Annotated in this window: 11 protein-coding genes; 5 read left to right on the top strand and 6 right to left on the bottom strand. The window is 33.7% G+C overall.

Going from position 1 to position 12,498, the window contains the following annotated elements; genetic code table 11:
* The first annotated feature begins 5 nt into the window (after window positions 1-5).
* The 5 genes from E0I26_RS08885 to E0I26_RS08865 all read left to right on the top strand — a co-directional run bounded on the left by E0I26_RS08885 (window position 6) and on the right by E0I26_RS08865 (window position 3,691).
* Complete coding sequence (locus E0I26_RS08885; RefSeq protein WP_131916131.1) at window positions 6-608, top strand: DUF1684 domain-containing protein; 603 nt, start codon at window positions 6-8, stop codon at window positions 606-608.
* On the top strand, window positions 608-1,261 hold the full coding sequence (locus E0I26_RS08880; protein ID WP_131916130.1) for a TatD family hydrolase: 654 nt from the start codon (window positions 608-610) through the stop codon (window positions 1,259-1,261). Before E0I26_RS08885 ends, E0I26_RS08880 begins: the two co-directional genes overlap by 1 nt.
* A 56-nt stretch (window positions 1,262-1,317) precedes the next feature.
* Window positions 1,318-2,031, top strand: coding sequence for a tRNA threonylcarbamoyladenosine dehydratase (locus tag E0I26_RS08875; protein WP_099715259.1), 714 nt, complete (start codon window positions 1,318-1,320; stop codon window positions 2,029-2,031).
* A gap of 87 nt (window positions 2,032-2,118) precedes the next feature.
* Window positions 2,119-2,793, top strand: a complete 675-nt coding sequence (locus E0I26_RS08870; protein ID WP_131916129.1) for an HAD family hydrolase — start codon at window positions 2,119-2,121, stop codon at window positions 2,791-2,793.
* Window positions 2,794-2,845: 52 nt separating this feature from the next.
* Window positions 2,846-3,691 carry a DUF2911 domain-containing protein gene (locus tag E0I26_RS08865; RefSeq protein WP_131916128.1) on the top strand — a complete coding sequence of 282 codons (846 nt, stop codon included), beginning with the start codon at window positions 2,846-2,848 and terminating at the stop codon, window positions 3,689-3,691.
* Between the two features lie 307 nt (window positions 3,692-3,998).
* Here the strand turns inward: E0I26_RS08865 and E0I26_RS08860 are convergent, their stop codons facing one another.
* The 6 genes from E0I26_RS08860 to E0I26_RS08835 form a co-directional block, all read right to left on the bottom strand.
* Window positions 3,999-5,723 carry a sodium:solute symporter gene (locus E0I26_RS08860; protein ID WP_131916127.1) on the bottom strand — a complete coding sequence of 575 codons (1,725 nt, stop codon included), beginning with the start codon at window positions 5,721-5,723 and terminating at the stop codon, window positions 3,999-4,001.
* 122 nt (window positions 5,724-5,845) lie between these two features.
* The gene (locus E0I26_RS08855; RefSeq protein WP_131916126.1) at window positions 5,846-8,377 is read right to left on the bottom strand and encodes a PIG-L family deacetylase; all 2,532 of its coding nucleotides are present in this window, start codon (window positions 8,375-8,377) and stop codon (window positions 5,846-5,848) included.
* Between the two features lie 299 nt (window positions 8,378-8,676).
* Window positions 8,677-9,213 (bottom strand): hypothetical protein, encoded by a 537-nt coding sequence (locus E0I26_RS08850; protein WP_131916125.1) that lies wholly within the window; start codon window positions 9,211-9,213, stop codon window positions 8,677-8,679.
* A 178-nt stretch (window positions 9,214-9,391) separates the two neighbouring features.
* Window positions 9,392-9,874, bottom strand: a complete 483-nt coding sequence (locus tag E0I26_RS08845) for a hypothetical protein (protein WP_131916124.1) — start codon at window positions 9,872-9,874, stop codon at window positions 9,392-9,394.
* A 183-nt stretch (window positions 9,875-10,057) separates the two neighbouring features.
* Complete coding sequence (locus E0I26_RS08840) at window positions 10,058-10,375, bottom strand: hypothetical protein (protein WP_131916123.1); 318 nt, start codon at window positions 10,373-10,375, stop codon at window positions 10,058-10,060.
* A 194-nt stretch (window positions 10,376-10,569) separates the two neighbouring features.
* On the bottom strand, window positions 10,570-12,390 hold the full coding sequence (locus E0I26_RS08835; protein WP_131916122.1) for a BamA/TamA family outer membrane protein: 1,821 nt from the start codon (window positions 12,388-12,390) through the stop codon (window positions 10,570-10,572).
* Between the last annotated feature and the right edge of the window lie 108 nt (window positions 12,391-12,498).

Raw genomic sequence — 12,498 nt, 5'->3', positions numbered from 1 at the left:
AGAACATGAGAACGCTATTCACTTTGTTGTTTTTAGTACAATTGAATTTTGGCTTTGGCCAAGAACAATTTGACGTTTCGGCTGTAGCCAAATTTCAAAAGGAATTAAATACAGAATATGCGGATGCAAAGACAAGTCCTTTGACTACAGAAGATTTAGCAGAATTTAAAACACTTGATTTTTATCCTATTGACGAAAAGTTTTTTGTGACAGCTGCATTTCTCAGAACAGAAAACGAGCAGCCTTTTGAAATGAAAACATCAACGGACAGGAAACCATTGTATGTAAAATATGGTGAACTTTCTTTTACAATCGATGGTCGGGATTTTAAACTGAATGTGTACAAGAATATTGAGCTTTCGAAAAAGGAGGAATACAAAGACTATTTATTTCTGCCGTTTTCTGATTTGACTTCAGGTACCGAAAGTTACATTGGCGGGAAATATATCGATTTAAGAATCCCAAAAGGAAATACGATTGTGATTGATTTTAATACATCATACAATCCGTATTGCGCTTATAATCATAAGTATTCCTGCCCAAAAGTCCCGCTGGAAAACGATTTGAATATTGAAATAAAAGCTGGGGTTAAAAAGTTTCACGACTAATGGAATTCTTTAATCTGCATACGCATAAATGGACTAATCAGCCCAATGTGTTGGAATTAGTGAATCAATATCCACAGGAATTTGATGCAACAATTCCGTATTATTCCATCGGGATTCATCCTTGGTTTATCGTTGAAGAAAGAATAGAAGCTGACTTGGCGATAATCAAAAGTAAATTATATGAGGCAAATTGTCTCGCTGTTGGCGAATGCGGATTGGATAAACGCATCGGTATTCCAATGGAAATGCAACAAATGGTTTTCGAAAAGCAATTGCTTTTGGCGCAGCAATATCAAAAACCGGTTGTAATACATTGTGTTGCGGCTTTTCAGGAATTGATTACCATGAAGAAAAAAATGAATATTTCAGTTCCAATGTTGATTCATGGGTTTTCCAAAAATACTCAAGTTGCTAAACAATTAGTGGATAATGGATTTTATATTTCGTTTGGAAAATATTTATTGCTAAATAAGGAATTAGAAACGGTTTTTAAAAGCGTTCCTGATAATCGATTTTTTTTGGAAACGGATACGGTTGAAGAGGGAATTGAGGCAGTTTATGAATTGGCAGCAAAATACAAAGGAGTTTCTATCAAAGAAATACAGGAACAGGTGAATAGTAATTTTTTGGAAGTATTCAAGATTAGAATTTAGATATTATAAGAGTTGAAGTTTTAGAACTTTAAACATTAAACTTTAAACAAAAAAAAATGGCAGAATGGACAGAAAGAGCCGAACTTTTATTCAAAAAAGAAGGTTTAGATAATTTGAAAAATGCAAATGTATTGGTTGTAGGATTGGGCGGTGTTGGTTCTTTTGCAGCTGAATTTTTGGCAAGAGCAGGAGTGGGAACCATGACTATTGTAGATGGTGACGTAGTTGATATTACCAATATAAATCGACAATTACCTGCTTTACATTCGACAGTGGGACAACCCAAAGTGACTATTGTCGGTGATCGATTAATGGACATCAATCCAGAATTGAAATTGACTCGTGTGCAAGAATTTCTTTCGCCTGAGCGTGCTTTTGAAATTGTTTCAGAGGAATTTGATTATGTTTTGGATTGCATTGACAGTGTAACTCCAAAGTTGAATTTGATTATTGGTGCCAAGCGAAAAAGAGTAAAAATTATCAGCAGTATGGGCGCTGGCGGAAAAATGGAAGCTTCTAAAGTGAAAGTGACAGATATTACCAATACCGTGAATTGTTACTTTGCTAAAACCATTAGAAGACGATTGAAAGAAGTAAAAATTGATAAACTGAAAGTGGTTTTTTCTTCTGAAATTCAAGACGAAACGAGTTTGAAAATGACTGATGGATCCAATTTTAAAAAATCATTTTACGGAACAAACAGTTACATGCCGGGATTATTTGGTTTGTATGCTGCAGAAACCGTGATTCGCTATTTACTTAAAAAATAGTGTTCAGTGTTATAAGTTAAGAGTTAAGTGTAAAGAAAGCGTAACCCATAACTTTTAACCCATAACCCATAACCCCAAAAAACTCAAATGATACAAACCGTAATTTTTGACATGGATGGTGTAATTGTCGATACAGAACCCGTACACCGTTATGCTTATTTCAAACAATTCAATGAATTAAATATTACTGTTACAGAGGAAATGTACACTTCATTTACCGGTTTTTCTACTAGAAATACGTTTCAGAAATTGAAAGAGGTTTTTGTGATTGAACACGAAGTTGAAGATTTGATTCAAAGAAAACGCAATATTTTTAATGACGCTTTTGATAGTAAAGCTGATTTGGAATTATTGGAAGGTGTTGAAAATCTGATTAAAGAATTACACGAAAACGGAATGCAATTGATTTTGGCTTCTTCGGCATCCAAAGTTACTATTGAACGTGTGTTTAGCCGGTTTAAGTTGCATGACTATTTTACACATGTGGTAAGCGGGGAAGATTTTCCTAAATCGAAACCACATCCTGCTATTTTTGAACATGCCGCAAGTTTATCAGTTGCGCCAAAAGAAAGCTGTATTGTGATTGAAGACAGCACAAATGGGATAAAAGCGGCGAAAGCAGCGGGAATTTTGTGCGTGGGGTACAACAGTATTCACTCTGAGGCGCAAGATTTATCGGAAGCTGATGTTGTGATTAATCATTTTAACGAATTAGGTTTTGATGCCGTTAAGAATATTGATTCTAAATTAAGGAATAATTAACATTTGAAAGCCATTGAATTTGTAAATTTGGAAATCATAAAAAAATTAGAACATGAAAAAAATAATCATTGTATTTGCCATTATTATAGCAAATTTCACCATTGAGGCACAAGTTAAAACACCTCAGTCAAGTCCAAAATCTACAATCATGCAAGCAGTAGGTTTGACAGATGTAGAAATTAATTATTCAAGACCAAGTGCAAGAGGAAGAGCAGTTTTTGGTAATTTAATCCCTTTTGGAAAAGTATGGAGAACGGGAGCTAATGAAAATACAACAGTATCTTTTAGCGACGATGTTGTTATTGATGGTAAAACCTTGAAAAAAGGAAAATATTCATTGTATACGATTCCAAAAATAGAAAGCTGGGAAATAATATTTTATAAAACTACTGATAACTGGGGTAATCCAGAAGAGTGGAAAGAAGAAAATGTAGCCCTTAGAGCTACTGTTAAAACGGAAACGTTAAATAGAAGTGTGGAAACATTTACTATTGGAGTTAGTGGTTTAGACAACAATTTTGCATTTTTAGAAATGTACTGGGAGAATTCGTATGCAGCTGTGAAATTTGAAGTGCCTACACAACAAAAAGCAACGGCTAATATCGAGAAAGCATTAGCGGGACCAACTGCCGCGGATTATTTTTCTGCAGCCCAATTTTTATTTCAATCGAATGGTGACAATGCAAAAGCGTTGGTTTATGTAAACAAAGCGTTGGATATGTCTAATGACAAACCGTTTTGGTATAACAGATTGAAGTCGTTGATTCAAGCAAAACTTGGAGATAAAAAAGGAGCGATCGAAACGGCAAAATTATCTCTTGCAGCGGCTGAAATTGCTAAAAACCAAGACTACGTAAAAATGAATAAAGATAGTATTGCAGAGTGGAGTAAAAACTAATTATTCTAACTGTTTTGCAAAAAAATCCCGTCTTGAATTATCGAGACGGGATTTTTTTTGTTTGAAAAACAAGGAATTATGATTTTAAATGTAGAACATTAATGATCTATATGTATTATCATTGCTTCGCCAGTTCGCTGCCGATCGTGTCCGAAGAAGGAGAGATTCTTTTAATATAGGTCACATAAGGAACATTCAGAAGTTAAAAAAATAACCGCAGATTCACAGATTTTTATATTGATAATCTGTGAATCTGCGGTTAATAGTTTTTAGAAACTAAACAATCATTTAGTTTTAACATTTTAATTTAGGCTGTAATCGCTCTCTGTTTTCTGAAGATGGTCCATTGCAATAGCAAGGAAATTACAATCGTTAACATCGCTCCGATGAAATTAAGCCATAAATATCCCAGTTTTTCTTCACCGCTAGGGAAAATATAAATAGCGTAATAGTAAATGATAAAAATAGTAATCTGACTTACTACGGCGCTGTAAAAAATAGCTTTGGACTGTACATTTTTTAAATAAAAACCAACCAGGAAAATTCCCAATACAGTTCCGTAAAATATAGATCCAATGATATTTACCAATTGAATTAAATTTTCAAACAGCGTTCCAATACAAGCAAATAGTATTGCAATAACTCCCCACAATAATGTAAAGAATTTTGTAGCATAGAGGTAATGCCGTTCTGATTTTTCTTCTTTCAGATTGCGTTTGTAAATATCAATTGCTGTTGTAGATGCCAATGCATTCAGTCCCGAAGCGGTAGACGACATGGCGGCTGAAATGATAACAGCCAGCAATAAACCGATAAGTCCTTTGGGTAGATAATTTAAGATAAAGTGGAAAAACACATAATCTTTATCGTTGGTTTCACTGTTGCTATCGGCTTTCAGGATTATTTCTTTGGCTCGATCTCTTAAATCTTTTTCTTTATTGGACAAAGCCACTAATTCTTTTCGAAGGATTGGGTTGTCATAATCTTGATTGAGCTGATCGATGTACAACAGATTAATTACTTTTTTATCCTCGGATAAATCGTCTAATTTTTTCTCCAAAGCATTGTATTCGCCTTTGTAAGCCGACTTTTCAATCATGGCTTTGTTGTTTGGATTAAAATTTAACGGAACAGGATTGAATTGGAAAAAAACAAAAACCATAACTCCGGTAAGTAAAATAAAGAACTGCATAGGTACTTTTAAAAGACCGTTCATAATCAGTCCCATTTGACTTTCCCGAACTGATTTCCCTGATAAATAACGCCCTACCTGAGATTGATCGGTTCCAAAATAAGCTAATGCAAGGAAAAAACCGCCTGTGATTCCGCTCCAAAAAGTATATTTTTCTTCTGGATCTAAAGAGAAATTGACAATATCCATTTTATCATTTGCACCAGCAATATGCAACGCACTGGTAAATGTCATATCATTAGGTAAATAATGTAATATCAGAAAAAAGGTGATTAGCATTCCTGACATAATCACAAACATTTGCTGTTTTTGAGTTACATTCACTGCTTTGGTTCCGCCCGAAAAGGTATAAATGATGACCAATACACCAATAATAATATTCATGTAGGTAAGATTCCAACCCAATATTGCCGACAAAATAATCGCTGGCGCATAAATGGTTAATCCAGTTCCTAAACCTCTTTGGAACAGGAAAAGAATGGCTGCAAGGGAACGGGTCTTTAAATCAAATCTTTCTTCGAGGTATTCATAAGCTGTATATACTTTGTATTTGTGGTACAAAGGGATAAATGTGACGCAAATTACAACCATGGCAATTGGCAATCCAAAGTAGAATTGTACAAAACCCATTCCGTCATGATAGGCCTGTCCTGGAGTGGAAAGAAATGTAATCGCACTGGCTTGTGTTGCCATAACTGAAAGTCCCACAATATGCCAAGGCGTTTCATTGCTACCCAGAATAAAGTCTTCCACATTTTTACTTCCTTTGGTTTTCCAAGCACCGTAAATTACAATGAACAATAAAGTAACTATGAGTATAATCCAATCAAATAATTGCATAATTTAAGAGTATAATTTCATGATGAGACAAAAGATCAGGATGTATATAACGTTGGCTACAAGTACCCAGGTATAGTTCTTCTTCCAGGTTTTTACTTTTTTTGATTCCATTTTAGATTGGGTTAGGGCTTGATTTTTTGAACAGGAATTTTTTCGGATGATTGTAACGAAATGATATTGGAAATTAATTTATAGGCACCGGTAACGCCTTCGGGTAATTCTCTGAAAAAGCTTAAACCCGTATAAATATAGTATCCTTTTCCGTAAGGAGCGATCAGTAAAGCACCATTTTTAGGACTTTCCCCTTTATCATTTGAAGATAGAATAGGAGTGAAGGCTTTGTCGTATTCACTTGGGTAATACAATCCTTGCTCTTGTTTCCAACCTTGAAAATCTTTAGCGGTAATTTTGTTTGGAAAATTCAAAACGGGATGGTTTGGTGCTAAAAATCGGACTTCGGCATCTTCTTCAGTTACACGGTCGCGGGACAGTTTCAACGGATAAGGCGCGATATTTTCGGTTACAAGATCACCCGCAGTATTGTACTGAACGAGCATTGTTTTTCCTCCTTTTACAAAGTCAAAAAGTATCGTTTGCTTATTTGCCAATGCTGCAACGGTATTGTAGGCACGAACACCAGTCATAACTACATCAAAATTCTCTAATTTTTCGGGTGTTATTTCTTCCGGTTTTAGCAGTGAAACAGTATATCCCAACTGAGTCAGGCTGCTAGGAACTTCATCTCCGGCACCCATAATGTATGCAATTCTCTCTTCATTCGTTTTTAAATCCGTTTTGATGCATTTGGCTTCAGCTGATTTTAAAACTTGCTGTTTAGTGATGTGGTCATAATTAATGATGATTTGTTCTTTGTCAAATCGTTTATTGTCAATAATTGCAACACTTTTGGCTACAGCTTCTTCGGATTTATTTGGTGCGGTTACTTCAAAATAAACAATTTGTTCCGTTCCCTTTTTTTCAATATTAAAAGGAATTGATTTTGGAGAAACACCCCAGTTTTGAGGCAGTTCAAGTTGTAAATTTCCTTTTACAGCATCTTTACCCGCTTTAATTTTTACGCCTACGTATTTAATTTTTGTGTCTTTAAAAAGTAATACTTTGTCCAAAATTGAAGTGGTAACCTCAGGAACTATGTCGAGATAATTGTACACTTCGCCTTTTACATCATCATTGTATTTATAAACAACGGTTCGCTCAAATGGGATTTCGATTCCGTTAATTTGAATATTAAAGACCACTTTAGTTTCCCGAATTATATCCGGAATCCCTATGTTTTGTTGCTGATTTACGGCATACATCCCAACGGTTCCATTTTCTCTTAACCAATACGGTTGTGTGTAGTTAATTGATTCGGGTAATTTTAAATCTAAATTGATGTTATTTAGAATATTATTTTTTAACTTGCGATTTTGAGGGGTGTTTATTTGTTCTGGCAAAGCGGTCACGCTCATTAATTGTATTGACGCAGAGCTTCTGTTAATAGCTTCAAGTTTTAATTTAATAATGCTTCCGGGAGTCGCTTCCTGATTTTGGGCTACGGCTTCAAGATACAAACCGGAACAGGCCGCTATAATTTCTTTTATGGCTGCGGATTTCAGTGGTGCCCAGTGATTTTCGTCCAAAGCTTTCATCATGGAGTAGGCTTTCGCCAAATTTGGAATACTTGCCGAAGGATTATTATGATCGAATTCAGCTGCAATAGTTGTCAATAACTCTCCAATGGCTTTTCCTCCTTTTACTCGGTTCCAAGAGGTATCAATTCCTTCAAAAAGTGATTTTTTATCTTTTAAAGCATCTCCATTTATAAACTCTAAATATTCCGTTTCTTCGCCACGCGTACCAGTGCTTCCAAAACCTTGCGATTGATGACGGCTGCGACTTAATGCCGCTATTTCTTGATTTGATTTTCCTAATCCGGTATAATAAACTCCAGTTTGCAGGGCAATTAGATTCGTTTTATCGGCGGCATTAAATTTTTCGACAGTTCCATAAAACCACCAAGAGGTATTAAAAAACTGGCGTTTGGTTTGCCAAGGTTTTACAAATTGTAATTGCTCCGGAAAAATAGCAGGATTATTGGCCAGTTCAAAACTTTCTACGCTCAACATTGCCGATGCCGTATGATGACCGTGTGTAGTTCCGGCAGATCTATGGTCAAACCTGTTGACAATTACATCAGGTTGAAATTTCCTGATTGCCCAAATAACGTCAGCCAATACTTTCTCTTTATCCCAAATTTCTAAAGTCTCTGTTGGATTTTTAGAAAATCCAAAATCATTGGCACGGGAAAAAAATTGTTCTCCTCCATCAATTTTTCGGGCTTCAATAAGTTCTTGAGTTCGTATCACTCCCAATAATTCCCGTAATTGTGTACCAATTAAGTTTTGGCCACCATCACCGCGTGTCAAAGATAAATAGCCCGTTCTGGCTTTTTGTTCATTGGATAAATAAGAAATTAATCGGGTATTTTCATCATCAGGATGTGCTGCGATATAAAGTACAGAACCTAAAAAATTAAGCTTTTGAATTTGATTGTAAATTTCAACAGAATTTGGTTTTTGTGGTTGTTGCGCATTTGTTATTTGGCAACAGAGAAGAAATATTAAAATAGCTGATACGTATTTTTTTTGCATTTTTTTAAATTTAATTTGCAGTAACTTCAAATGTAGGAATTAAATAATTTTTTCTGAAATGTTTTGGGTTTTCTTTAATAATAAAAAATAGGACTGTCCGCAAAGCGGACTAAATTTACAGGATACAAACGCTTTGAAAAAGTTAACCGTGAATTACACTAATTTTTTAAAAATTAAAATAGGAATTCGTGGCAATTCGTGTAATTCGTGGCTGAAATAATTAATATTAGTTACGGGACTGTTATATAAAAAGAGAGAGAACCAATTTTGGTTCTCTCTCTTTTTAAATAAACTTGTGATTAGTCTCTATCGTGTCCATTTCCACGTCCGTTTCCATGCCCACGTCCATTTCCATTTCCATTATTTCGATTATCATGTTTTCTATATTCTCTGTGGTCATCATATCTTCTATGATCGTCATTCCCTCTTTGTTTTACATATACTCTACGGTTATTGTTATAGCCTATATTTCTTTGTTCTCTTCCATGATATCCTCTGTAATATTTTACTTTATGATTGTTAAAGTGGCTATACGGTCTTGAACCATGATAATCGTTTAATACTACTTTGTATCCACCATAGAGATCATAGTTTCTATATTGATTAGGTAGATGTCTTGAACGTATCCATCTTCCGCCTCCAAAATAAATGAATTGAGTTGCTCTTACATCGTAATACGCCTCAACATCTGGCAAATAATAATATTCAGCTTCTGCATATCCTACAGGTCCCCATGATGGAGCCGTACCTATGTTTACACTTACTGAGACTTGTGCATGTATTGAACTTGATGCAAAAAGGATAATTCCTACGGCGATTAATTTTAATGTTCTCATTTTTTCAAATATTTAATTAGTAATAGCTTTTTATAATAACTCGTTATTACGGTGCTTTTTTTATTAAGCCAACAACTGTGCCAAAACAAAAAAAATACCATTTAATTAAGACTTTTTGCTTTAAAAAAAAGAGAGTCCCAATTTTGGAACTCTCTTTTTAAATTATATGAAATCAGTATTAATTTTTCCCATTTCCATGGCCATTATTTCCTTTTCCTCCTTTATTCCCATTTCCATTGTTCCCATTATTTTTATACACTTTGTTGTTACGACTACGATTGGAACCTATTGATTTTTGAGGTTTACCTTTGTATCCTTTGTAATATTTTACTTTATGTGTATTAAAGTTACTGTATGGTCTTGAACCATGATAATCGGTTAATACTACTTTGTAACCATTATATAAATTATAGTTTCGGTATTGATACGGCAAGTTTCTGGAACGAATCCATTTTCCTCCACCAAAATAAATAAACTGAGTAGCTCTTATATCATAATAAGCTTGAACATCCGGTAAATAATAATAATCTACAGATGAGTATCCAACTGGACCCCATGCTGGTGGACTACCTATATTTACATTTACTGAAACTTGTGCTTGCATCGTATTACTTGATACTAAAAGTATAATTCCTGCGATGATTAATTTTAATGTTTTCATTTTTCAAAATTTTAATTAGTAATCAATTTATAGTAATTTTTCAATTACTATTTCTATTCCATTTTATAGTAAAGCCAACAATTGTGCCAATAGCAACTCATTAACATTTAATTGGGTTCTGTAAGATTTCATAAAAAAAAGGAAACGATGATTCATTTCCTTTTTCTACAGCTATAAATTTATTTACAATAAAAGAATCAATAAAAGAATAACTATTATAATTGCACCTACAGATAAGTATACACCATTTCCTGTAGATTTTAATTCCGCTTTGATGGCACGTACTTCTTTACGTAGTTCTTTTTTCTCTGAAGAACTCAAAGAAGACTTGTCCATTGCTTTTATTTCGTTAAGACGGTTAAGCAAAACCTTAACTTCTGGAGGAACTTCTTTTGGCGTGTTTGAAACCGAAGTTGGATTTTTTTCAGCTGCTAACATTTGAGTTGGAATGATACTTAATGACAATACCATCATCATTAAATAAAAAGTGACTTTTTTCATTTCTTTATAGGTTTTTAGTTATTAATTTCTGTACTATAAAAGTAAACAATATTACTTAATGTAATCTTATATAATTATGATATTAAATTACATAATTTACACTATTGGATTATTGGTTGTGTTTGTAATGTTTTTTAAATTAGAGTTTTAAGTTGCTTTTTACGCCAAGCTAAGAGTGCTAAACAGACCTTTTGTTATTTGAAAATCACGGTACGCGGCTTGGCTAATTCAAAATCCTGAAGACCAAAATCAGTAGTTTCAAAGGCGTTCGTTTTGAAAATATTTTCGCCATTACCCGGTATCGATGGATAATAGGAAAGTGAAATTTGGAAAGAACTAAATACTAAAAAATCATTGTTTATTATTAATCCAATCCCAATTTTAGAATATGCTTTATTTTCCAGTAATCCTTTTTCGGGATTTCCCAGCATCGCAACTGAATAGTTAAAATAGGGGTTTAAACGAAATCCCCAAAGATTCCATGGGGCATAGGCTTGAGTTTGCAAAGTCAGTATTGCTTTTTCGGTTCCATAGTCAGCACTATTAAATCCCTGAATACCGTAGTTTTCATTAATATTAAGTTGATCGCCAATAATATTCACACGATTGGAACCAATAACTAGTTGTGGTTTAATGAACTGTCGTAATTTCCATTTTCCAAGACTCATTAAATTAGTAAAATAATTAGCCTGAAAAGAAAAAGCATTTTGTTTAGTATTTGATTTTTCAAAAAAAGTACCCAACTCAAAATTAGCACTTAGAAATCCCCATTTATAATAATTTCCAAAGGCTGCCCGAGCTCCTAAATAGTAACGGCCGAGATTGTTTTTATATTGATAGCCCGAAGTTATTCCAAATATTTTTCCAATAGGAACATCTTCAATAATTCCATTTTTGAAAATATAGCTGTCCTGAACAAACTTACGGGAAGTGATACCAATTCCTAAAAACGAAAATTTTTCATTGGAATAAAAAGCATTAGGATCGTAATCAATTAGTGGACGATCCATGTATTTTACATTCAAAAACCGACCTGCAACTACTAAATTTGTTGTTCTGTCATTCTCTGTATTACTTTTGAAAATCCTAAAAGCACGGCCAAACCATACATCTTGCGAATTGTATTTGAAATTTTGTATAGCAAATGTTGCATTACTATCAGGAAGTGAATCTTTTCTAAACTGTTTGTCAAAATAAATTCCGCCAGCCCATTTTGTGAACGGAGAATAAAATGGTCGTTCGATGTTTATACTTTTACTATAATAATCATCTAAATCGATATGATAATTCACGGTGGTTTTAATGAATGTATTCTTGAAGTTGGGAATGATGTACCCTACGCGATAAGCATTTTTGCCATCGCTGAATCTGTTTGTGAATTCAGTATTAAATTCATGGCCTGAACCCAAAATATTACGATCATTTAGTTCAAAATTGACTTTTGAACTTGAAATAGACCCTTTTGGAATAATACTCCAGGTATCTAAAACCCGAATGTAAACATCTACTGAATCCTTATTATTGGGAATCAATTGTGGGGTTACATCAACCCGACCGATATATCTTTGAGTTCTTATTAAACGTTCCGATTCTTTTACTAACAAGGAATCCAAGGGTTTATTTTTTTTGATAAGCAATAAATTCCTAATGGCAAGCCTTTTCGTTTTGATGTGAATTCTGTTTCCGGTTCGCTCCGCCCAATTTTTAGGTTTTTTTGTAGTGTCAATTTCAGAATAGCCAAATGGATCTAAAGTGACAATAGTGATGTTCCTGATGATTTTTCCTTCAAAGAGATCAAATTTTTTTGGTACTACTTTTTCCTTATTGTTTCTGGCATTAACAGGTCTGAAAACTAATTTATGAAGAAGTTTGGTGAATTTATTTTTTTTGGAATAGGTTTGAATTTGTTTATACACTACTGAAGAATCTTTTTCCTTTTTGTCAACTTGAGCAAAAGAAATCTGATAGCAACAGCAGATCAAAATAGTTAGAATCAGTTTTTGTTTTTTAAACATTATAAAAAAATTAATTTTAAACATTGTTAACGAAACAAAAGAAAAAATGGTTTACGTACTGGTTCGAATTAACAAAATTCAGAATTTGAATATTCGAATTTACTATTT

Source organism: Flavobacterium rhamnosiphilum, assembly GCF_004349195.1.
Taxonomy (GTDB): domain Bacteria; phylum Bacteroidota; class Bacteroidia; order Flavobacteriales; family Flavobacteriaceae; genus Flavobacterium; species Flavobacterium rhamnosiphilum.
Note: the sequence above shows the minus strand (reverse complement) of the source record. Positions and strands in the feature narration are given on the sequence as shown.

Excerpts from the sequence above, each read along its gene's own strand:
- E0I26_RS08845 (WP_131916124.1), bottom strand. The coding sequence starts at position 9,874 with ATGAAAACATTAAAATTAATCATCGCAGGAATTATACTTTTAGTATCA.
- E0I26_RS08870 (WP_131916129.1), top strand. The coding sequence starts at position 2,119 with ATGATACAAACCGTAATTTTTGACATGGATGGTGTAATTGTCGATACA.
- E0I26_RS08865 (WP_131916128.1), top strand. The coding sequence starts at position 2,846 with ATGAAAAAAATAATCATTGTATTTGCCATTATTATAGCAAATTTCACC.
- E0I26_RS08840 (WP_131916123.1), bottom strand. The coding sequence starts at position 10,375 with ATGAAAAAAGTCACTTTTTATTTAATGATGATGGTATTGTCATTAAGT.
- E0I26_RS08850 (WP_131916125.1), bottom strand. The coding sequence starts at position 9,213 with ATGAGAACATTAAAATTAATCGCCGTAGGAATTATCCTTTTTGCATCA.
- E0I26_RS08860 (WP_131916127.1), bottom strand. The coding sequence starts at position 5,723 with ATGCAATTATTTGATTGGATTATACTCATAGTTACTTTATTGTTCATT.
- E0I26_RS08880 (WP_131916130.1), top strand. The coding sequence starts at position 608 with ATGGAATTCTTTAATCTGCATACGCATAAATGGACTAATCAGCCCAAT.
- E0I26_RS08875 (WP_099715259.1), top strand. The coding sequence starts at position 1,318 with ATGGCAGAATGGACAGAAAGAGCCGAACTTTTATTCAAAAAAGAAGGT.
- E0I26_RS08835 (WP_131916122.1), bottom strand. The coding sequence starts at position 12,390 with ATGTTTAAAAAACAAAAACTGATTCTAACTATTTTGATCTGCTGTTGC.
- E0I26_RS08855 (WP_131916126.1), bottom strand. The coding sequence starts at position 8,377 with ATGCAAAAAAAATACGTATCAGCTATTTTAATATTTCTTCTCTGTTGC.
- E0I26_RS08885 (WP_131916131.1), top strand. The coding sequence starts at position 6 with ATGAGAACGCTATTCACTTTGTTGTTTTTAGTACAATTGAATTTTGGC.